The organism is Robertmurraya sp. FSL R5-0851 (assembly GCF_038002965.1).
GTDB lineage: Bacteria > Bacillota > Bacilli > Bacillales > Cytobacillaceae > Robertmurraya_A > Robertmurraya_A beringensis.
In genome coordinates, this window is sequence record NZ_JBBOOE010000001.1 from 36,452 (window position 1) to 57,165 (window position 20,714).

The window sequence follows — 20,714 nt, forward strand, 5'->3', positions numbered from 1 at the left end:
TTTGTATACAATTTTTCGAATAATCTTTTCGATAGACTGCTTGAATACTATTTTATGTTTGATAAATAAATCGTTGTATGTCTACATAGAAACTTTAAAAAAATAAATAAGAATTAAAAGGACTAGTTTGTTAAAATAGACAAGTATGATATTTGAAAAAGATAAGAGGGATATCATGTGAACCAAAAAAACACCCCATTATATGATGCATTAATCAAACATAAAAATAAAAAAGTGATTTCGTTTCATGTCCCAGGGCATAAAAATGGAGAGCTATTTATAAAAGAAGCTCATCCACTATTCCAAAACATTTTGAATGTTGATGTAACCGAATTATCAGGTTTGGACGATTTGCATTCTCCTAGTGAGGCCATTCTCGAAGCAGAAACTTTGTTAGCTGATTATTATGAGGTAAAAAAAAGCTTCTTTCTTATAAATGGTTCAACGGTTGGAAATCTGGCTATGATTCTTTCAGCTCTAGGTGAAGGGGATGAAGTCCTTGTTCAAAGGAATTGTCATAAATCAATTATGAACGGACTGAGCTTCGCCAATGTGAAACCAATATTTATAGCGCCGGAGTTTGACACGGAATGGCAAGTAGCCGGAGGAATCACATTAAATAGTATAAAAGAAGCAGTAAAGGACTATCCTCAGGTTAAAGCACTAATTGTTACATATCCAAACTATTATGGAATGGCACCGAACTTAAAGGAGATTATTACCTTTTGCCATGAGCGTAATATGATTGTTTTAGTGGATGAAGCACACGGTGCCCATTTTAAAAGAAGCAAGGGGCTTCCACCGAGTGCTACTGAACTAGGTGCTGATGTGGTGGTACAATCTGCACACAAGACACTGCCAGCCATGACTATGGGATCATACTTGCATTACAATAGTAAAAGGGTTGATTTGGAAAGGGTAAGGATGTTTCTCCGTATGTTACAATCTAGTAGTCCATCTTATCCAATTATGGCTTCTCTTGACCTTGCTAGAAAGTATATTGCCACATATGAGGAAGAAGATTTACATTATACTCTCCAAATGATTTCTGAGTTTAGAGACAAATTAAATCGTATTCCATCCATTAAGCTACTTTCATATAAAGATGAAGGAGATCCTTTAAAAATAACGATACAATCAAGAACTGCATTAACTGGTTTTGAACTGCAATCCAAACTAGAGGAGTATGGAATTTTTACAGAGTTAGCAGATGAGCATAATGTTCTTTTTATTTTCCCACTGCTTAAAAGAGGAGATCTATATCCTATTGAGGAAGTATGGTGTGCGATAAAAAAAGGAATAGAGGGAGTAGAAATCCTTGGAAGGAATTTCCGAGGTGCAACCAATCGTTCTTCTATTTCTACGTTACATATATCCTATAAGGAACAGCAAGAAAGGAAAGTAGAAATTATTCCTTTGTCAGAGGCAAGTGGACGAGTATGTGCAGAGAGTATTATTCCTTATCCCCCTGGCATTCCGTTACTATTACCGGGAGAATTAATAAAAGGTGAAGATATTAATCATATTCACAATTTATTAGAGGCTGGATCGAGATTCCAGGGTGGAGAAAATATAAAGCAGCACCATTTAAAAGTATTTCATCATTAGAAACAAGTGAAATAGTTGGAGGGTATTATGAGTAGGGGTTTATTTATTACAATAGAGGGTCCAGAAGGTGCTGGGAAAACAACCATTATTGGAATGTTAGAAACAGCACTAAGGGAACGAGGGCTGAAGGTCATCGTAACAAGGGAACCAGGTGGCATTCCGATTGCTGAACAAATTCGAGAAGTAATTTTGAATAAAGAAAATACAGCCATGGATGCGAGAACAGAAGCATTGCTGTATGCTGCAGCAAGACGTCAGCACCTAGTTGAAAAGGTATTGCCGCATTTACAAGAAGGTTCTATCGTTTTATGCGATCGTTTTATAGATAGTTCATTAGCTTATCAGGGGTATGCAAGAGGACTAGGAATTGATGAAGTGTATAGCATTAATCACTTTGCCATTGAAGGCAAAATGCCAGATGCTACTTTTTATTTTGATATTGATCCTGAAATTGGTCTGAACCGAATTGGCCAGCATAAAGGAAGGGAAGTAAACAGACTTGATTTGGAAGAGATTCATTTTCATAAGAAAGTGAGAGAAGGATATCATCTCCTCCTCAATCGGTTTAAGGATAGAATCTTATTGATCGATGCATCTCAGTCTGTAGAACAGGTCTTTCAGCAGTCTTTAAATAACTTATTAAAAGTGTTAGATAAACAATAAGAGGGAAAGTGTCTTACAAGTTAAGACACTTTATTTTTATAGTAAAACAATCCCTGAATTTCCTCTTTTAGATTATAGGTTAGAGCATGGTACAACGCTAATTACCTGTTATAATAAAGGTAATAATTCAGAATATATTATACCGCTAAGGGGTGGATGATATGAAATTAATTTTAGCAGTCGTTCAGGACCAAGATAGTAATCGGTTATCCAATGCTTTAGTTGATAATAATTTTCGTGCAACAAAACTAGCTACAACAGGGGGATTCTTGAAATCGGGGAATACTACCTTTATGATTGGAACGGAAGATATACGTGTAGAGAAAGCCTTGCAGATTATAAAAGATAATTGTAAATCAAGAGACCAGATGGTGGCTCCTGTTTCACCAATGGGGGGGAATGCAGATTCCTATGTTCCATTTCCGGTCGAGGTAGAAGTAGGAGGAGCTACAGTTTTTGTTTTACCTGTTGAGCAGTTCCATCACTTTTAATAGCGAGGTCACCTATGAAGATAAATCAGGATATTCGTTTAAATACAGATAAGATTCGATCTGAACAAAAGACAGCAGCGAACACTAGTTTAAAATTTAATGAACTCGTGCAAAAACAGGATCAAAAAATGCAGATTGGTCAACTTCAAAATCTCCTAAAGGATATTGAAAGTGCGGGTGAAAGGTTAGCGAGGTCAAGGACATTCAAAGACCTTTCTAAGTATAAAACATTAGTCAAAAGGTTTGTGAAGGAAGCAGTTGATTTTGGCATGGACTTAAAGCAGTCACATAGCTGGAATCAGTACGGACAAGGAAGATCGTTAAAAATTGTTGAGACAATTGATGAAAAGTTAGTGGAGATAACCGAGGGAGTACTTGAAAAGGAAGGAAACTCTATTGATTTACTCGGTAAGATTGGTGAAATAAAAGGCCTTTTAATTAATTTATATACGTAAGTGAGTGAGACGATGCTTAAAACTTGGGATGAGATGGATCAAGTGCAGCCAATGGTGGGTAAGCTATTAAAAAACAGTATACAAAAGGATAGGTTAGCTCATGCTTACCTGTTCGAAGGTATGAGAGGAATTGGAAAAAAAGAAGCTAGTTATTTATTAGCTAAAAGCCTTTTCTGCTCTAGTCCTATTGACAACTATATCCCATGTGATGCATGTAGCAATTGTAAAAGGATTACAAGTGGGAATCACCCGGATCTCCATTTGTTAGAGCCGGATGGCCTTTCAATAAAGAAAAAGCAAATTCAAAACTTACAAGAGGAATTCTCTAAGACGGGTGTGGAATCAAGGAAAAAAATGTACATTATTGTGCATGCTGACAGAATGACAGGGAATGCAGCTAATAGTTTACTAAAGTTTTTAGAAGAGCCGCATTCAGAGACAACAGCTATTTTACTAACGGAGGGAGCACAACAAATTCTACCAACTATTCTGTCTCGCTGTCAGATTATAAAATTCCAGCCATTCTCTCCTACTATTTTAATAAAGAAATTGGGTGAACATGGGATAGAAAGAACAAAAGCTCCTATAATTGCCCAACTTACCAATAATTTAGATGAGGCTTTGGAGCTAAGTCATAACGATTGGTTTGCACAAGCTCAAAAAATAGTGTTAAAATTATATGAAGTGCTAAAAAAGAACCCTCTCGAAGCATTGGTGATGCTCCAAGAGGAATGGTTTTTACACTTTAAAGAAAAAGAACAGTTTGATCAAGGTTTAGACTTACTTCTTCTATTATATAAAGATTTACTATATTTACAGCTTGAGAAATCAAGCCAAGTAGTTTATGTCAGTGAAATGACGCGTCTGCAACAATACGCTCTTCATGTTTCAGGAAGGCAAGTTGCAGATGGATTGTCTTGGATATTGGAGGCAAAAAGAAAGCTGCAAGCCAATATGAACCCCCAGCTCCTAATGGAAGAGCTGGTGTTACGATTGCAGGAGGGATCTTCATTTGTATAATGTAGTAGGAGTACGCTTTAAAAAAGCGGGTAAAATATATTATTTTGATCCCGGAGATCTCTCAATTCAAAAGGATGAATTTGTTATTGTGGAAACAGTAAGAGGAGTCGAGTATGGCAAGGTAGTTATTGCTCCGAAACAGGTTGATGAGCATGATGTTGTGCTTCCTCTTAAGAAAGTCCTTAGAATTGCTGATCAAAAGGATCGTTTAATCGTTGAAGAAAATCGTTTTGCGGCTAAGGAAGCATACGATGTTTGCTGTGAAAAAGTATCAACACATCAACTGGATATGAAACTAGTGGATGTTGAATATACATTTGACAGAAATAAAGTGATTTTTTATTTTACAGCTGATGGCCGCGTTGACTTCCGTGAGCTCGTAAAAGATTTAGCAGCTATATTCCGTACAAGAATTGAACTTCGTCAAATTGGTGTAAGAGATGAAGCGAAAATGCTTGGTGGAATTGGTCCTTGTGGTAGGATGCTTTGCTGTTCCAGCTTTCTAGGTGATTTTGATCCAGTATCTATAAAAATGGCAAAAGATCAGAATCTCTCATTAAACCCTACAAAAATTTCAGGGTTATGCGGGCGTCTGATGTGCTGTTTAAAATACGAAAATGATGAATATGAGTCAGCAAAAGAGCTACTACCTGATCTAGGTCAAGTCATCTCCACACCACAAGGCCCTGGTCGAGTGGTGGGATTAAATATACTGGAAAGAGTACTCCAGGTTGAACTGGCTGATCATGAGCGTGTCCTAGAATATACTCTCGATGAGATATTAAAGGAAGGCGCTGTATAGATTCAATCCACAGATTAATGAGGTGGAAGGTGTGAATAAAAAAGAAATTTTTGATTCAGTAAGCAATATGGAAGCACAAATTGGGCATCTATATAAGCAATTAGGTGAGTTAAAGCAACATTTAGCTGAAACACTTGAAGAAAATAACTCCTTAAAGCTAGAGAATGAGCACTTGAGGAGGCACCTTGATCGAACATCCATCGAGAGGCAACAGCAACCAAAAGTAAGTAAAAGCAAAAAAGGGAAAAAGGCAGAGGAGACTCAGAATGAAAAAATAGTTGATATTGGTGAAGGTTATGACAACCTTGCTCGCCTTTATCAAGAAGGATTTCATATCTGTAATCTCCATTTTGGAAGTCCTAGAAAGGATGACTGTTTGTTCTGCTTATCCTTTTTAAATAAAAAATAAGAGGGTCTCCTTTGACAAGGGGGCCTTTTTTTCGGAGAATAAAGGAATTCAGGTAGGAGGAAGACACCATATGTTAAAAGGCGACGAACGTTTGGATTACTTATTAGCAGAGGAACTTCGGATTATCCAAAGTCCAACGGTTTTTTCATTCTCTCTAGATGCTGTATTATTAGCGCGCTTCGCTTATATGCCCATACAAAAAGGAAATGTCATCGACTTGTGTAGTGGAAATGGAGTGATTCCCCTTTTTTTAAGTAAGCGAACAAAAGGGAAAATAACAGGAGTAGAAATACAGGAACGTCTGTACGATATGGCGGTAAGAAGTGTGCAATACAATCACCTTGATCAGCAAATTGAAATGATCCATGGAGATATTAAGGACATGCCAAAACGCCTTGGCCATGGAAAATTTGATGCCGTTACATGCAATCCCCCTTATTTTTTAACTGGTGAGAAAGACGAGAGAAATGAGAATGAGCATTTAGCGATTGCTAGACACGAAATTCTATGCACTTTAGAAGATGCCATTTCGGTATCTAGTCAGCTAGTACGACAAGGTGGAAAAGTCGCATTTGTACACCGGCCAGGACGGTTGTTAGATATTGTGACTGTAATGAGAAAATACCGTTTAGAACCTAAGCGGATACAATTGGTTTACCCAAAGGTTGGAAAAGAAGCGAATATATTATTAGTGGAGGCAATCAAGGGCGGAAGCCCAGATTTAAAAGTACTTGCTCCTATGTTTGTCTATAATGATAACAACGAATATACTGAGGAAATGAAAGAAATATTGTATGGAGAAAATGAAGGAAAAGCGGAAGTGAGTGATCGATATGTGGGAACAAAAAAGCTTTGAAAATGAAGAGACGAAAGGGATTCTATATTTAGTTCCTACTCCAATTGGAAATTTAGAGGATATGAGTTTTAGGGCTATACGGTTGTTGAAAGAAGCGGATTACATAGCAGCTGAAGACACTCGGAATACAAAAAAACTGTGTAATCACTTCGAAATTGATACACCGATCGTTAGTTATCATGAACATAACCGGATAGTGAGTGGAGCAAAACTAATTGAAAAGCTAAAGGCTGGAGCAAAGATTGCTCTTGTCAGCGATGCAGGAATGCCTACGATTTCAGATCCTGGTTATGAGTTGGTAGTGGAAGCCACACAGGAAGAAATTGCAGTCGTTCCTCTACCAGGAGCGAATGCAGCACTAACTTCGCTTATAGCATCTGGTATTCAAACTCAGCCCTTTTACTTTTATGGATTTTTATCGAGGCAGAAAAAGGATAGAAAAAAAGAACTGGAGTTACTAAAGAATCAAAAAGCAACCATGATCTTTTATGAGTCACCTCATCGACTGAAAGAAACACTTCAGCAGATCGAAGAGGTTCTAGGAAACCGACAGATGACTTTATGTAGAGAATTGACAAAAAAATTCGAGGAGTTTATTAGAGGGACTGTCTCTGAATTGGTGGAATGGTCCATTCAAGGAGAAGTACGTGGGGAATTTTGTATCATAATAGAAGGAAGTAAGGAAGAGGTAGTGGAAGAAGAAAGCTGGTGGGAGAGTTTATCTATTCCTGAGCATGTGGAGCATTATATTGATGCTAAAGGACAGTCATCTAAGGAAGCCATCAAGGAAGTTGCAAAGGATAGAAATTTACAAAAGCGTGAAGTGTATCAGGCTTATCATGTTCAAGAATAAAAAAAGCTTCTCTTTAACCGAGAAGCTTTTTTGACGAATCATTATTTAGATACTTGAAAGTTGTTTTGGATTTCTTGAAGTAGTTGTTCTGCACCTTCGCGGCTAAGAATTAACTTTCCGCCTGCTAGTGTGATATTATCATCAGAAACTTCACCAGTTACTTGGCAAGTCATGTTTGGCTTGTATTTTTTTAGGATGATACGCTCATCGTCAACATAGATTTCTAGAGCATCCTTTTCTGCGATACCAAGTGTACGTCTTAGTTCGATAGGAATAACTACACGACCAAGCTCATCAACTTTACGAACAATACCAGTAGATTTCATAATTTTTTAGCTCCTCTCAAATCTCCATTGTATTTATATTTCTCTGTCTCTTTTTTTCGTCATTATTCGACAAATTTCTTTTATGTTTTTATAATACCAGCCATTCCCAAAAACGTCAATAACTTTATATCTGATTAATTTAGAAAATATTAGCAGTTAAATAACGTTGATAAATCAACGTTTTGGAATACTGTAGGATGATGTTTCCTAATTTTATTATGAATAAATGATAAACCGATTGTCGACAAATTGACATATTCTAATACATCATTCGACAAGAATCAACATACACTTTTTTCTCGGAAGAAGGTATAAAACATGGGGGGAAGTGGAAAAGGCTATATAGTTGATTATATTGCACATTTCTTCATAATTAGGTATATTTTGATGAGATAAGAGGTTATGCTGACGAGTATAAGAAGTGACTCGATTCAGAATGATAATCGGATGAGGAGTGAGTGATTTGGTTGAGAAAAGAAAGACATTTTATTTAACAACACCAATTTATTACCCTAGTGGAAACTTACATATTGGACATGCATATACAACGGTAGCTGGAGATGCGATGGCTCGTTATAAGAGGCTACGAGGGTTTGATGTCATGTACTTAACGGGTACGGATGAACATGGGCAGAAAATTCAGCGCAAGGCAGAGGAAAAAGGAATTACCCCTCTAGCCTACGTGGGTGATATTGTAGAGGGAATTCAGGAACTCTGGAAGAAGCTTGATATTTCGTATGATGATTTTATACGGACGACACAAGACAGACATAAAACGGTAGTAGAGAAGATATTTTCTCAGCTTCTTGAACAAGGTGATATTTATCTTGATCAATACGAAGGAATGTACTGTACACCATGTGAATCTTTCTTTACGGAAAGGCAATTAAATGAAGGTAATTGCCCTGACTGTGGTAGACCCGTAGAAAAGGTGAAAGAAGAATCTTACTTTTTTAAAGTAAGTAAGTATGCTGATCGCCTGTTGCAATACTATGAGGAAAACCCTGGCTTTATCCAACCGGAGTCTCGTAAGAATGAGATGATTAATAACTTTATTAAACCAGGATTAGAGGACCTTGCTGTATCAAGAACGACGTTTGACTGGGGAGTTAAAGTACCTGGCAATCCTAAGCATGTTATTTATGTATGGATTGATGCTTTGTCCAATTATATTACTGCTTTGGGCTACGGTACAGAGGATGCTTCTAAATATGAAACATATTGGCCAGCGGACGTACATTTAGTTGGGAAGGAGATCGTTCGTTTCCATACCATCTATTGGCCAATTATGCTTATGGCACTAGACCTTCCTCTTCCAAAAAAGGTGTTCGCTCACGGTTGGCTTCTTATGAAAGATGGAAAAATGTCTAAGTCAAAAGGGAATGTGGTAGATCCAGTAACATTAATTGATCGTTATGGATTAGATTCCCTTCGTTACTACTTATTAAGAGAAGTTCCATTTGGGGCGGATGGGGTGTTTACACCTGAAGGGTTTGTTGAAAGAATTAACTTTGATTTAGCGAATGATTTGGGTAACCTATTAAATCGTACAGTTGCAATGATCAATAAGTATTTTGATGGAACGATTCCGGTGTACGAAGGTTCAAAGGGAGAATTCGAAATACAGCTTCTTCAAGTGAATGAGGAAACGGTGAATAAATATGAAGAAGCAATGGAGAAAATGGAGTTTTCTGTTGCTCTTACAGCCCTTTGGCAGTTAGTTAGCCGAACAAATAAATATATTGATGAGACAGCGCCTTGGGCTCTAGCTAAAGACGAGGAGAAAAAAGATGAGTTAGCAAGTGTTATGGTTCATTTAGCTGAATCTCTTCGTCGAGTAGCAATCTTGCTTCAGCCATTCCTAACAAAAACACCTAAAGACATATTTAAACAGCTTTCTATTGTAGAAAGTAGTCTTCAGTCCTGGGAAAGTCTCGAAAAATTCGGGTTGATTCCAGAAGGTACAAAGGTGGAGAAAGGTGATCCCATTTTCCCGCGACTTGATATCCAAGAAGAAGTGTCTTTTATTAAACAAAAAATGCAATCAACTGTGAAGCCTGTAGCAGAAGAACCAAAAGTTGAGGAAATTCCAGAGGTTGAGGAAATCACGATTGATGACTTTATGAAGGTGGATCTGCGAGTAGCGCAAGTAGTAGAAGCTGAGCCCATTAAAAAGGCGGATAAGCTATTAAAGCTACAGTTAGATCTTGGGTTTGAGCGTAGACAGGTGGTTTCGGGAATTGCGCAATTTTATAAACCAGAAGATTTAGTTGGACAAAGAGTCATCTGTGTGACGAATTTAAAACCAGTAAAATTACGCGGAGAATTGTCTCAAGGAATGATTCTTGCTGGTCAAAAGGATGGAATTATGTCGTTGGCCACAGTGAGTGACTCTCTTCCACTAGGAGCGAAAGTAAAATAAGGAATAAAGTCTTACTAAGATAAAACATAGAAATGTTTCACGTGTAACATTACACATGGCTCATTCCTATGTTTTTCTTATCTTCCTGTTTATATAAGGGAGCGAAGAGACTTAATAGTTGAGAAACAAATAAAATATATGTAACAGAAAATTAATATTGGAGGAAATAAATGTTATTTGATACACATGTACATTTAAATGCAGAACAATTTTCAGAGGATCTAAATGAGGTAATTGACCGAGCTAGGATGGAAGGTGTCCAATACATGGTGGTTGTAGGTTTCGACCGACCTACAATTATCAAAGCAATGGAATTAATCGAAGAATACGATTTTATCTATGCAAGTATTGGGTGGCATCCGGTTGATGCGATTGATATGCGTGATGAAGACTTGGAGTGGATTGAAGAGCTTGCGAAACACCCTAAAGTGGTAGCTATCGGAGAGATGGGACTTGATTATTATTGGGATAAATCACCAAAAGAAGTACAACAGGAAGTCTTTAGAAAACAAATACAGTTAGCTAAAAAAGTGAAACTACCTATTGTGATTCATAACCGAGAGGCAACAGCAGACATTGTTACAATCTTAAAAGAAGAAAACGCGGCTGAGGTAGGAGGCATTATGCATTGTTTTAGTGGGAGCGTAGAGGTTGCAAAGGAATGTGTGGAAATGAACTTCTATATATCCCTTGGTGGACCGGTTACATTCAAAAATGCTAAAAAGCCGAAAGAAGTGGCACAAGAGATTCCGTTAAAGAAGCTTTTAATCGAAACCGACTGCCCGTATCTTGCTCCACATCCATACAGAGGGAAAAGAAATGAACCGAGTTATGTGAAGTTAGTGGCGGAGCAAATTGCTGAATTAAAGGGACTTAGTTACGAAGAAGTTTCACAGGTAACAACAGAAAATGCAAAAATATTATTCGGCATAAATTGATAAGGAATCCTGTCGAATAAAATAAAAGCTTGTCCAAATCTTTTCTTTTTCTAAAAAGTTCTACATGTCTCCTTTCTCTCATAGGATAACCGTGTCGACAACTCTCTCTTTCTTTTTTGAATTCTATTAGTCATAATAATGAGTACGTTCAGAGGAAAATCCTGAGGGTTGACAGGCAGTAAGATACTTTATATAATCACTCCATGAGAAAAGGAGGCGTTTTTCATCGTTATTCAAAGCATGAAAAGCCTGTTTTCCAGGTCTTTGAGGACAAAGAAGTGGGCCATTATCTCTGCTAGTTTCATAGTTTTCACAACAGCTACTGGGTTTACGGTGTATGAATCCACGAAGGAAACTGTTACCATGACACTAGATGGCCAAGAACGTATCATCAAGACACATGCAGCCACAATTGAAGGTATTTTCGACGAACTTGACATCGCTCTTCGTTCAGAAGACTATGTGTTTCCCTCGGAAAACACAAAGGTCAAAGACAACTTAAAGGTTGTATATAAACCTGCGAAACAGGTCCAAATGGTAAAAGATACCGAGGAAAAAGCAGTTTGGTCTACAGCAGATACTGTAGAAGAGTTTTTAAAGGAACAAGAAATTATACTTACTGAGCACGATAAGGTTACACCTGATTTAGACACTGCAATCAAGAAGAATATGAATATTGAAGTAAACATTGCGTTTCCATTCAAGTTAAATAACGGTGGTACAGAAGAAGAAGTATGGACTACTACTTCGACTACGGTCGCTGACTTTTTACTACAACAAGAAATCACTCTAGGAGAACTAGACCGTGTAATGCCTGAAAAAGACTCAGTTATTCAGAAGGATGCTGTTGTTAGCATCATTCGGGTTGAAAAAGTCACCGATGTAGTGGAAGAACCGATTCATTTTGCAGTTGTTACAAAGAATGATAGTAATCTATCAAAAGGCACAGAAAAGGTAGTAACTCCGGGTCAAGAAGGACTGAAGACAAAGGAGTATGAGGTGGTATTAGAGAACGGCAAAGAAGTCTCTAGAACGCTTCTAAAAGAAACACAGGTTAAAGAGAAGCAAGATAAGGTTGTCGCGGTAGGAACAAAGGTAAGTACCCAAACCGTATCACGTGGTAGTGACAGTGTTAGCAAGGAGTTTTTTGTTACATCCACTGCTTATACCGCAAGTTGCAATGGATGCTCTGGCGTTACGGCAACGGGATTGAACCTTCATGCTAATCCAGGTGCAAAAGTGATTGCAGTCGATCCAAGTGTAATTCCACTAGGGACAAAGGTATATGTCGAAGGCTATGGCTATGCAGTTGCAGCTGATAAAGGTTCAGCTATTAAAGGGAATAAAATCGATGTGTTTTTTGCGTCGAAAGCAGATGCATATCGTTGGGGTCATAAAACGGTTAAAATTAAAATTCTTAACTAATTCATTATGCAGAGGGGCTGCCCTCTGCTTTTTTGTGTTTTTGTCCGTTTTTCATTACAATTGGTTTATACTATATAGACGAATTAAATAGCCAGAATGTTTCATTTTTATTTCAATTATTTTAAATTTTTTTCAGAAACAGAGTTTATTTAATGGTATGTGTATTGGGAGGAGTTTATGAAGATACAGGAAATTATCGTTGTGGAGGGTAAAGACGATACTACAGCCATTCGAAGGGCTGTAGATGCCGATACGATTGAAACGAATGGTTCGGCATTAAATGAGGATACCATCAATCGGATAAGAAGGGCCCAACAGACAAGGGGAGTTATTGTTTTCACTGATCCAGACTATCCTGGTCAAAAAATAAGACAAACAATTGCTGAGCATGTACCAAATTGCAAGCATGCCTTTATCCCAAAGGAGAATGCACTACATAAAAGAGGGAAGGGTGTTGGTGTCGAACACGCTTCAGTGGAAGAGATTCGAAAGGCTCTTCGCCATGCTCACCATATGAAGGAAGAAGTGGAAGAACAGATTACTCAAGAGGATTTATTAACAGCAGGTCTAATCGGTGGTCCAAAGGCAAAGAAAAGAAGAGAGAAGCTTGGTAAACTCCTTTCGATTGGGTATACAAATGGAAAGCAACTTTATAAGCGACTATTGATGTTTCAAATCAGTAAAGAAGAGTTTTCAAGAGCACTATCCGTTATTTTTCAGGAGGAAACAGATGAGTAAAGATATAGCTACCCCTGTAAGGACACAGGAAATACTAAAGAAGTTTGGTTTTTCGTTCAAAAAAAGCTTAGGTCAAAACTTCTTAATTGATACCAATATTTTAAAAAGAATTGTTGATCACGCTAATTTAACTGAAAAGTCCGGAGCCATTGAAATTGGACCTGGAATAGGGGCATTAACAGAGCAATTAGCAAGAAATAGCGAAAAGGTGGTTGCGTTTGAAATTGACCAGCGATTACTACCGATTTTAAAAGAGACGCTAGCTCCCTATTCGAACACAACCATTATTCATGAAGACGTATTGAAAGCAAATGTAAAAGAGGTCATCGAGGAACAGTTCAAAGGTTTAGAAGATATCATGGTTGTTGCCAATCTACCTTACTATGTAACCACTCCGATCATTATGAAGTTATTAGAGGAGAAACTCCCAATTAGAGGAATTGTTTGTATGCTTCAAAAAGAAGTAGCTGATCGTATCGCTGCGAAACCCGGTGGAAAGGACTATGGATCCCTTTCAATTGCTGTCCAATATTATACGGAAGCGGAGACGGTCATGGTTGTTCCGAAAACCGTCTTCATGCCGCAACCGAATGTTGATTCGGCAGTTATTCGATTAACGGTTAGACAAGAGCCTGTCGTTAAAGTTCGAAGTGAAGACTTTTTCTTTCAAGTAACAAGAGCAAGCTTCGCGCAGCGTCGGAAAACGATTTTAAACAACTTAACAAGCCAATTACCCGACGGAAAGGCAAAGAAGGACATGATATTGCAGGCGCTTGAAAAAGCTGAAATTGAGCCTGCTAGACGAGGCGAGACATTGTCGATTGCTGAATTTGCTCAACTTAGCGATGCTTTGCTCGATCATTTTGCTTAAAAAGAACGCATCTGAGTAAAGTAACGGGTTCTGTTCCCTGTCACAAAAATCCAACATATATATTAAAATGACCATTAATTTGTATGTGAATTTGATGGTCATTTTTTATTGGTATAACGTGAATCATTATAAAAATAGGCGTGAAACTGTATTCCAATTTGTATATCAAAATGTAAGGTTACAGAGATTTCTGTTACCTCGTAAATTGGACTGCAAAATGCTGTGTTTTTCTTTTAACTTTGGCTCTGTAATAATTCCTTAATGATTTCATATAGGTAAGAGAATTAATAGGAGGAGAATTTCCGGTTAATGTATATAGAGGAAGCTTAAGAAGCAGAAATAAGCGGAGGAATTCCGGTTAACTGCTCTAAATAAGCCAAAATTCAAAGATTTGAATCACATAAGCGGAAAAACTCCGCTTATTCTTAAGGAAATATGGGTATTTCCCAATTTAAACGGAATTCTTCCGGTTATTATTCAAAATTTGAGGGTCTTTTTTTCTGGATTTACACTCTGTCTAGCCCCAGCCCCTAACCCCTCTAGGAATAATATAAGGTTATAAGCCAAATCACTCCAGAAGACAGGCTTTCCTGTGCGATTCGGGGCTAAACAAGGCACTTGCGCTTTTCTGTATATCACGCCTTATAAGTTCCTTGCATAGGATAATTAAGAATTATTCTATTTGAATGCTCTAGTTTATTGGGCTAATTGGAGTGACTACATTGACGATCAACCTTTTGGATGTCGTTGGGAGAGTTTCGTATAATTGTGATATTATCTTTCGGGTTATAGATATACGAGAAGAACAAGGGAAGAAGTTAGCTGTATTATACGGGGAAAATTTTCGACTAATTGCGGATGCCCCCTATGAAGATTTGGTCGTGATTGATCAAAATACCCGTTCTAAAGTGGCATCGGAGTACCAATCACTTGAAGAACAATCTTACCAGCTCTTTCGGCAGGATGTGGATCTTTTACAGTTTAAACAGGAGTTTGAGGCAACTGAAGGGTACAGTAAGCCATTTAACTATTTCCAAGTGCCAGGGAAAGTATTACATCTGGATGGAGATCCTTCTTATTTGCAAAAGTGCTTAACATTGTATGAAAAAATTGGAGTACCTGTAACAGGCATTCATGTAAATGAAAAAGAAATGCCAAATAAAATAGGGTCTTTGATTGATTATTATCGCCCTGATATTATCGTTATTACAGGTCATGATGCATATTCAAAGGCCAAGGGGAAACCTACTGATATCAATGCATATAGACATTCAAAACACTTTGTTCAAGCGGTAAGAGAGGCCAGAAAGAAGTTCCCTCATCTCGACCAGTTGGTCATATTTGCTGGGGCCTGTCAGTCCCATTTTGAATCATTGATTCAAGCAGGTGCTAACTTTGCAAGTTCCCCTTCAAGAGTTAACATACACGCCCTTGATCCTGTCTATATTGTAGCTAAAATTTCCTTTACTCCGTTTATGGAGAGAATTAACGTATGGGATGTATTGAGAAATACGTTAACGGGAGAAAAAGGACTTGGAGGAATCGAAACAAAAGGCGTACTACGAACGGGTATGCCTTATAACAAAGGAAATCACGAATGAGAAATGCCGTTCAAAATAGAACGGTGTTTTTTTAATTAGGCTGTTTTTCCCTAAAAAGTGTGTATATAGCAACAATGTTTTAGAAAAGAGCTTTTGTTTAAAAATTCGGTACATATTTCAAAATAAATAGGTAATCCTAAAAATGTTGAAAATTAGAAGAAAATGCTGAACAAAAAATATTGACTTTTATTTTTAAACACTGTTATAATTTATTATTTTGTTTGACTATACAGTGTAAACGTGTTATACTTTACATAGTGAGGTGGACCGAATGGCAAAAACTTTGGTTGATATTAAAAAAGCTCTTGATTCAAATTTAGGAAAAAGACTTTTGCTCAAGGCCAATGGTGGTCGAAGAAAGACTATTGAAAGATACGGAATTCTTGCAGAAACGTATCCATCTGTGTTTGTAATTGAGTTAGATCAAGAAGAAAATGCTTTCGAACGTGTATCGTACAGCTATGCAGACGTTTTAACAGAGACGGTTCAGATTACTTTCTATGAAGATACAACAGGACAAATGGCACTAAGTTAAGGTTGTCCTTATCGTGTAAGCAGTGAACTATGGGTTTGCTGCTTTTTAATTTGTTTTTTATTTTATATTTTCTTTGAAAAACTATACGTAAATTCAATCAATTTTTCTCTAAAAGCTAATGAATTTCTAACCACTTCAACATAATAAGAGTGTCGTGATGAAGAAAGGGGATGTTATCGTGAGCAGAAGAAGAGGGATGATGTCAGAAGGATTTAAAGAGGAACTAGCGAAGGAGCTAGGATTTTATGATGTCGTTCAAAAAGAAGGTTGGGGTGGCATTAAAGCGAAAGACGCTGGCAACATGGTCAAGCGTGCGATCGAAATAGCGCAACAGCAGTTAACGGAAAAGCGCTAAAAGCAAGCAACCTTTTTACTTCATGCGAGAGTTAACTAACAATTCGAATTCATTGCGACAGAAGCCGGAGAAAACTGATTCTCCGGCTTTTTTGTGTGGAGAGGTCTTACTTTTATTGTTTTGTGGTAAAATAGGACAAAAATGGACTAGAGAGAATGTTTAAAGTAGGTGGAGATGTTGAAGCTTTTAATAAAAGCTCCTGCAAAGATCAATTTATCGTTAGATGTATTACATAAACGATCAGATGGGTTTCATGAAGTAGAAATGATCATGACAACGATAGACCTTGCTGATCGAGTCGAACTAACCTTTTTAGAAGAGGATGCGATACGAATCAACTCTCAAAATCGGTTTGTTCCAGACGATCAACGGAATCTAGCCTTTCAAGCAGCAAAGCTGTTGAAAGAAAGGTTTCAAGTGAAAGCTGGAGTTCATATTTCTATTGAGAAAAATATTCCTGTTGCCGCAGGATTGGCGGGTGGAAGCAGTGATGCAGCCGCAACGCTAAGAGGGTTAAACAAGCTTTGGAAATTGAATTTAACTTTGGACGAGCTTGCGGAATTAGGCTCTGAGATTGGGTCGGATGTGTCCTTTTGTGTTTACGGTGGAACGGCGTTAGCAAAAGGACGTGGAGAAAAGATTACACAACTTCCTCCACCTCCTACTTGTTGGGTAGTTTTAGCAAAGCCATTTATCGGCGTTTCAACAGCAGACGTGTATAGAAGGCTTGAATTAAGTGGAATAAGTCATCCTAACCTACCTGCAATGGTCGAGGCGATTAAAGAAGGAAGCTTTAATGGTGTGTGTGACAATGTAGGAAATGTGCTCGAAGAAGTCACTTTGAAGCTTTATCCGGAGGTTGCTCAAATCAAGGATCAAATGCAAAGATTTGGCGCCGATGCAGTACTGATGAGCGGAAGCGGTCCAACTGTTTTTGCCCTTGTTCACCATGATTCAAGAATGCACCGACTGTATAATGGGCTGAGAGGATTTTGTGACCAGGTTTTTGCTGTACGCATGCTAGGAGAACGACATACCCTTGATTAAATCCGTACATTAATGGTATATTATCGTTAAAACATTCGGATATGGGAGGTCTATTATGAAGTTTCGTCGAAGCGAAAGGTTAGTAGATATGACGAATTATTTGCTTGAGCACCCCCAGCAATTAGTTTCACTTTCTTTCTTTTCAGAAAGGTATGGTTCCGCTAAATCATCTATCAGTGAAGATTTAGCAATCATTAAAGAGACTTTTGAGAAAAGAGGAATCGGGACGCTGAAAACGGTTCCTGGAGCATCAGGTGGTGTGAAGTTTACTGTAAAAGTATCAGATGGGGAAGCCAGGCCAATTATTAACGAATTATGCGGCCTAATTGCTGATCCTGATCGGCTGTTACCGGGTGGATATCTGTATATGACAGATATATTAGGAGATCCAGCGATTGTTCAAAAGGCTGGCCGCTTACTTGCTTCTGCTTTTACAGAGGAGAAAATTGATCTGGTTATGACAGTTGCAACGAAGGGAATTCCTTTGGCATATGCGGTTGCAAGTCATTTAAATGTGCCGGTTGTTATTGTGCGCCGAGATAATAAAGTAACTGAGGGTTCCACAGTAAGTATTAACTATGTGTCAGGATCAACAGGACGAATTCAAACGATGGTTCTTTCGAAACGCAGTATGGATCAAGGGGCTAATGTTTTAATTGTTGATGATTTTATGAAAGCAGGCGGAACCGTTAACGGAATGATTAGTATGTTGAATGAGTTTAATGCTAATTTAGCTGGTATTGCCGTACTCGTGGAAGCAGAGAAAATTGAAGAGAGACTAGTGGATGATTATTTATCCTTAGTAAAGCTTTCGGATGTGGATGTAAAAGAAAAGCAAATCCAAGTGAATGAAGGAAATTATTTTTTACATAAACAGGAGGAGTTAATATGAAAGTAGTTCAAACAAATGAAGCACCAGCAGCTATCGGGCCATATTCTCAAGGTATCGTTGTAAACAATATGTTTTATAGCTCTGGTCAGATTCCTTTAACTGCCGAGGGTGATTTACTTCAAGGAGATGTAAAAGAACAAACACATCAAGTATTTAAAAACTTACAGGCTGTCCTTAAAGAAGCAGGAGCAACGCTCGAAACAGTAGTAAAGGCAACGGTATTTATTAAAAACATGGATGAATTTGCTGCAGTAAATGAAGTGTATGGAGAATATTTTTCTGTACATAAGCCAGCTCGTTCTTGTGTGGAAGTGGCAAGATTGCCGAAGGATGTATTAGTAGAAATCGAAGTAATTGCACTCGTCAAATAAGACGAGTGTTTTTTATTCTTTATAAATTACAAATAGTTCACGATTTTGACTAATTTTTCAAAAAAAATTGAATTTGAAGAAGGAGATATGAAAAATTTGTTGAATATTTAAACGTAGATTATATCTAATTGTGCAAAGGTGGTGAACAGGATGGAAGTAACAGACGTAAGATTACGCCGCGTTAATACAGACGGACGTATGAGAGCAATCGCATCCATTACGCTTGATAATGAGTTTGTTGTTCACGATATCCGCGTGATAGACGGAAATAACGGATTATTCGTTGCTATGCCTAGTAAACGCACACCAGATGGAGAGTTTCGCGATATCGCTCATCCGATTAATTCAGGTACACGTGGGAAGATTCAAGAAGCAGTATTAGCTGAGTACCACCGTTTAGGTGAATTAGAAGTTGAATTTGAAGAAGCTGGAGCTTCCTAAAAAAATAAACAACAAGGGCCTACTTCATGAGTAAGGCTCTTTTTTTATGTTTTTGAACCCATTTATTCTCTCTACATACTATTACCCATAAAAATATAAAGTTAAACCTTTCTCAATGTTAAAATCATGTAGTTTTTCATCTGTTCTTGAAAAATACGAGTATTTAAGATATATTCTTAATGGATAAAAAGGTATATTGGAGGCCTGTAAATGTCGAATCGGTATGCGGTAGTATTAGCCGCAGGTCAAGGAACTAGGATGAAATCAAAACTGTACAAAGTTCTTCATCCTGTTGGTGGTAAGCCTATGGTGCAGCATGTAATTGATCATGTGAAAAAGCTTAATATAAACAGCATTGTAACAGTTATTGGACACGGAGCGGAACTTGTGAAAGCACAGCTAGGCGATGAAAGTAGCTATGTGCTTCAAGAGCAACAGCTTGGAACAGCACATGCTGTTATGCAAGCAAGGGATATACTAAAGGATAAAGAAGGCATTACCATTGTTGTATGTGGAGATACTCCTCTAATTAAGGAAACGACGATGGAAGCATTGTTTAAGCATCATGAAGAGACTTCTGCTAAAGTAACGATTTTAACAGCATGGACCAATGATCCTACAGGCTATGGACGTATTATTAGAAACGAAGATGGATCGGTTGAGAAAATCGTTGAGCATAAAGATGCAACGAATGAAGAACGCTTAGTAAAAGAGATTAATACGGGAACGTATTGCTTTGACAATAAAGCCCTCTTTGAGGCACTTACAAATGTTTCAAATGATAACGTCCAAGGGGAGTACTATTTACCAGATGTTATTGAAATTCTCAAAAATGCTGGAGAAATAGTAACAGCTTATCAAACAGAAGATTTTGAAGAAACATTGGGCGTTAATGACCGAGTAGCGTTAGCTGAAGCGGAACGAATCTTTAAAGAACGTACGAATGAGTGGCATATGCGTAACGGTGTGACAATCATTGATCCTTCAAGTACATATATTGGTCCAGATGTAGAAATTGGTCAAGATACTATTCTTTACCCTGGAACGATATTAGCAGGAAGAACAGTGATTGGAGAAGATTGTATTATTGGTCCACAGACTGAAATTCACAATTGTAAAATTGGCAAAGGAACGGCTATCCGTCAGTCAGTAGCTTTCGATAGTGAAATTGGTAATGAGGTTGCCATTGGTCCTTTTGCGCATATAAGACCTCAATCGAGTATTCATGATGAAGTGAAAATAGGTAACTTTGTTGAAATCAAGAAAGCGGTATTCGGCAAAGGAAGTAAGGCTTCCCATCTAAGCTATATTGGAGATGCTGAAGTTGGTAGCAATGTAAACATTGGTTGTGGATCGATTACGGTGAACTATGATGGGAAAAATAAGTACTTAACAAAAATTGAAGACAATGTATTTATTGGTTGTAATTCAAACCTTGTAGCTCCAGTTAGAGTAGGAGAAGGGGCGTATGTAGCAGCTGGGTCAACCATCACTGAAGATGTCCCAGGAGAAGCACTCGCTATAGCTAGAGCAAAACAAGTTAACAAAGAAGCTTACGTATCAAAATTAAATAGCAAAAAGAAATAAGCAATCGG

23 protein-coding genes are annotated in these 20,714 nt (G+C 37.8%); 22 read left to right on the top strand and 1 reads right to left on the bottom strand.

Annotated elements, in window-relative coordinates:
* Positions 1 to 177 precede the first annotated feature (177 nt).
* The 9 genes from MKX65_RS00190 to rsmI all read left to right on the top strand — a co-directional run bounded on the left by MKX65_RS00190 (position 178) and on the right by rsmI (position 7,157).
* Positions 178 to 1,608: an aminotransferase class I/II-fold pyridoxal phosphate-dependent enzyme gene (locus MKX65_RS00190; protein ID WP_340901724.1), complete on the top strand. Its 1,431-nt coding sequence runs from the start codon at positions 178 to 180 to the stop codon at positions 1,606 to 1,608.
* Positions 1,609 to 1,635: 27 nt separating this feature from the next.
* Positions 1,636 to 2,271 carry a dTMP kinase gene (tmk, locus tag MKX65_RS00195; RefSeq protein ID WP_160549853.1) on the top strand — a complete coding sequence of 212 codons (636 nt, stop codon included), beginning with the start codon at positions 1,636 to 1,638 and terminating at the stop codon, positions 2,269 to 2,271.
* A 161-nt stretch (positions 2,272 to 2,432) separates the two neighbouring features.
* Positions 2,433 to 2,762: a cyclic-di-AMP receptor gene (locus MKX65_RS00200; protein WP_119706193.1), complete on the top strand. Its 330-nt coding sequence runs from the start codon at positions 2,433 to 2,435 to the stop codon at positions 2,760 to 2,762.
* Between the two features lie 14 nt (positions 2,763 to 2,776).
* Complete coding sequence (locus tag MKX65_RS00205) at positions 2,777 to 3,217, top strand: DUF327 family protein (protein ID WP_160549852.1); 441 nt, start codon at positions 2,777 to 2,779, stop codon at positions 3,215 to 3,217.
* Between the two features lie 12 nt (positions 3,218 to 3,229).
* On the top strand, positions 3,230 to 4,237 hold the full coding sequence (gene holB / locus MKX65_RS00210; protein WP_160549851.1) for a DNA polymerase III subunit delta': 1,008 nt from the start codon (positions 3,230 to 3,232) through the stop codon (positions 4,235 to 4,237).
* Positions 4,230 to 5,039: a PSP1 domain-containing protein gene (locus MKX65_RS00215; protein WP_119706196.1), complete on the top strand. Its 810-nt coding sequence runs from the start codon at positions 4,230 to 4,232 to the stop codon at positions 5,037 to 5,039. The genes holB and MKX65_RS00215 overlap by 8 nt, the downstream gene beginning before the upstream one ends.
* A 31-nt stretch (positions 5,040 to 5,070) precedes the next feature.
* A complete protein-coding gene (gene yabA, locus MKX65_RS00220; RefSeq protein ID WP_340901728.1) occupies positions 5,071 to 5,448 on the top strand; it encodes a DNA replication initiation control protein YabA in 378 nt (125 codons plus the stop codon).
* Positions 5,449 to 5,518: 70 nt separating this feature from the next.
* The gene (locus MKX65_RS00225; RefSeq protein ID WP_340901729.1) at positions 5,519 to 6,304 is read left to right on the top strand and encodes a tRNA1(Val) (adenine(37)-N6)-methyltransferase; all 786 of its coding nucleotides are present in this window, start codon (positions 5,519 to 5,521) and stop codon (positions 6,302 to 6,304) included.
* A complete protein-coding gene (rsmI, locus tag MKX65_RS00230) occupies positions 6,282 to 7,157 on the top strand; it encodes a 16S rRNA (cytidine(1402)-2'-O)-methyltransferase (RefSeq protein WP_160548411.1) in 876 nt (291 codons plus the stop codon). The genes MKX65_RS00225 and rsmI overlap by 23 nt, the downstream gene beginning before the upstream one ends.
* A 41-nt stretch (positions 7,158 to 7,198) precedes the next feature.
* Here the strand turns inward: rsmI and MKX65_RS00235 are convergent, their stop codons facing one another.
* Positions 7,199 to 7,483, bottom strand: a complete 285-nt coding sequence (locus tag MKX65_RS00235; RefSeq protein ID WP_066059282.1) for an AbrB/MazE/SpoVT family DNA-binding domain-containing protein — start codon at positions 7,481 to 7,483, stop codon at positions 7,199 to 7,201.
* Between the two features lie 463 nt (positions 7,484 to 7,946).
* On the opposite strand from MKX65_RS00235, the gene metG reads away from it, so the two are divergent.
* The 13 genes from metG to glmU all read left to right on the top strand — a co-directional run bounded on the left by metG (position 7,947) and on the right by glmU (position 20,706).
* Complete coding sequence (metG, locus tag MKX65_RS00240; protein ID WP_160548412.1) at positions 7,947 to 9,905, top strand: methionine--tRNA ligase; 1,959 nt, start codon at positions 7,947 to 7,949, stop codon at positions 9,903 to 9,905.
* Positions 9,906 to 10,075: 170 nt separating this feature from the next.
* On the top strand, positions 10,076 to 10,843 hold the full coding sequence (locus MKX65_RS00245) for a YchF/TatD family DNA exonuclease (protein WP_160548413.1): 768 nt from the start codon (positions 10,076 to 10,078) through the stop codon (positions 10,841 to 10,843).
* A 240-nt stretch (positions 10,844 to 11,083) separates the two neighbouring features.
* Positions 11,084 to 12,268, top strand: a complete 1,185-nt coding sequence (locus tag MKX65_RS00250) for a ubiquitin-like domain-containing protein (protein ID WP_160548414.1) — start codon at positions 11,084 to 11,086, stop codon at positions 12,266 to 12,268.
* 177 nt (positions 12,269 to 12,445) lie between these two features.
* Entirely contained in the window at positions 12,446 to 13,006 is a 561-nt protein-coding gene (gene rnmV, locus MKX65_RS00255) for a ribonuclease M5 (RefSeq protein ID WP_160548415.1), read from the top strand.
* Positions 12,999 to 13,877 (top strand): 16S rRNA (adenine(1518)-N(6)/adenine(1519)-N(6))-dimethyltransferase RsmA, encoded by an 879-nt coding sequence (gene rsmA, locus MKX65_RS00260; protein ID WP_160548416.1) that lies wholly within the window; start codon positions 12,999 to 13,001, stop codon positions 13,875 to 13,877. Before rnmV ends, rsmA begins: the two co-directional genes overlap by 8 nt.
* Before the next feature lie 722 nt (positions 13,878 to 14,599).
* Positions 14,600 to 15,478, top strand: a complete 879-nt coding sequence (gene yabG / locus MKX65_RS00265; protein ID WP_340901738.1) for a sporulation peptidase YabG — start codon at positions 14,600 to 14,602, stop codon at positions 15,476 to 15,478.
* A gap of 271 nt (positions 15,479 to 15,749) precedes the next feature.
* Positions 15,750 to 16,013: a biofilm formation stimulator Veg gene (gene veg / locus MKX65_RS00270; RefSeq protein WP_066059266.1), complete on the top strand. Its 264-nt coding sequence runs from the start codon at positions 15,750 to 15,752 to the stop codon at positions 16,011 to 16,013.
* A gap of 178 nt (positions 16,014 to 16,191) precedes the next feature.
* The gene (locus MKX65_RS00275) at positions 16,192 to 16,368 is read left to right on the top strand and encodes a small, acid-soluble spore protein, alpha/beta type (protein WP_119706206.1); all 177 of its coding nucleotides are present in this window, start codon (positions 16,192 to 16,194) and stop codon (positions 16,366 to 16,368) included.
* Positions 16,369 to 16,545: 177 nt separating this feature from the next.
* Complete coding sequence (gene ispE / locus MKX65_RS00280) at positions 16,546 to 17,415, top strand: 4-(cytidine 5'-diphospho)-2-C-methyl-D-erythritol kinase (RefSeq protein WP_160548450.1); 870 nt, start codon at positions 16,546 to 16,548, stop codon at positions 17,413 to 17,415.
* A 55-nt stretch (positions 17,416 to 17,470) separates the two neighbouring features.
* A complete protein-coding gene (gene purR / locus MKX65_RS00285; protein ID WP_340901739.1) occupies positions 17,471 to 18,307 on the top strand; it encodes a pur operon repressor in 837 nt (278 codons plus the stop codon).
* On the top strand, positions 18,304 to 18,678 hold the full coding sequence (locus MKX65_RS00290; RefSeq protein ID WP_160548420.1) for a RidA family protein: 375 nt from the start codon (positions 18,304 to 18,306) through the stop codon (positions 18,676 to 18,678). Before purR ends, MKX65_RS00290 begins: the two co-directional genes overlap by 4 nt.
* 150 nt (positions 18,679 to 18,828) lie before the next feature.
* Positions 18,829 to 19,119 carry a septation regulator SpoVG gene (gene spoVG, locus MKX65_RS00295; RefSeq protein WP_003347151.1) on the top strand — a complete coding sequence of 97 codons (291 nt, stop codon included), beginning with the start codon at positions 18,829 to 18,831 and terminating at the stop codon, positions 19,117 to 19,119.
* Positions 19,120 to 19,329: 210 nt separating this feature from the next.
* On the top strand, positions 19,330 to 20,706 hold the full coding sequence (glmU, locus tag MKX65_RS00300; protein ID WP_160548421.1) for a bifunctional UDP-N-acetylglucosamine diphosphorylase/glucosamine-1-phosphate N-acetyltransferase GlmU: 1,377 nt from the start codon (positions 19,330 to 19,332) through the stop codon (positions 20,704 to 20,706).
* The last annotated feature ends 8 nt before the right edge of the window (positions 20,707 to 20,714 follow it).

What these genes read in the sequence shown, in the direction of transcription:
- rsmA (WP_160548416.1), top strand. Translation starts at nt 12,999, where the DNA reads ATGAGTAAAGATATAGCTACCCCTGTAAGGACACAGGAAATACTAAAG.
- holB (WP_160549851.1), top strand. Translation starts at nt 3,230, where the DNA reads ATGCTTAAAACTTGGGATGAGATGGATCAAGTGCAGCCAATGGTGGGT.
- veg (WP_066059266.1), top strand. Translation starts at nt 15,750, where the DNA reads ATGGCAAAAACTTTGGTTGATATTAAAAAAGCTCTTGATTCAAATTTA.
- MKX65_RS00245 (WP_160548413.1), top strand. Translation starts at nt 10,076, where the DNA reads ATGTTATTTGATACACATGTACATTTAAATGCAGAACAATTTTCAGAG.
- MKX65_RS00250 (WP_160548414.1), top strand. Translation starts at nt 11,084, where the DNA reads ATGAAAAGCCTGTTTTCCAGGTCTTTGAGGACAAAGAAGTGGGCCATT.
- purR (WP_340901739.1), top strand. Translation starts at nt 17,471, where the DNA reads ATGAAGTTTCGTCGAAGCGAAAGGTTAGTAGATATGACGAATTATTTG.
- spoVG (WP_003347151.1), top strand. Translation starts at nt 18,829, where the DNA reads ATGGAAGTAACAGACGTAAGATTACGCCGCGTTAATACAGACGGACGT.
- rnmV (WP_160548415.1), top strand. Translation starts at nt 12,446, where the DNA reads ATGAAGATACAGGAAATTATCGTTGTGGAGGGTAAAGACGATACTACA.
- MKX65_RS00290 (WP_160548420.1), top strand. Translation starts at nt 18,304, where the DNA reads ATGAAAGTAGTTCAAACAAATGAAGCACCAGCAGCTATCGGGCCATAT.
- MKX65_RS00200 (WP_119706193.1), top strand. Translation starts at nt 2,433, where the DNA reads ATGAAATTAATTTTAGCAGTCGTTCAGGACCAAGATAGTAATCGGTTA.
- tmk (WP_160549853.1), top strand. Translation starts at nt 1,636, where the DNA reads ATGAGTAGGGGTTTATTTATTACAATAGAGGGTCCAGAAGGTGCTGGG.
- glmU (WP_160548421.1), top strand. Translation starts at nt 19,330, where the DNA reads ATGTCGAATCGGTATGCGGTAGTATTAGCCGCAGGTCAAGGAACTAGG.
- MKX65_RS00205 (WP_160549852.1), top strand. Translation starts at nt 2,777, where the DNA reads ATGAAGATAAATCAGGATATTCGTTTAAATACAGATAAGATTCGATCT.
- MKX65_RS00235 (WP_066059282.1), bottom strand. Translation starts at nt 7,483, where the DNA reads ATGAAATCTACTGGTATTGTTCGTAAAGTTGATGAGCTTGGTCGTGTA.
- MKX65_RS00225 (WP_340901729.1), top strand. Translation starts at nt 5,519, where the DNA reads ATGTTAAAAGGCGACGAACGTTTGGATTACTTATTAGCAGAGGAACTT.
- rsmI (WP_160548411.1), top strand. Translation starts at nt 6,282, where the DNA reads ATGTGGGAACAAAAAAGCTTTGAAAATGAAGAGACGAAAGGGATTCTA.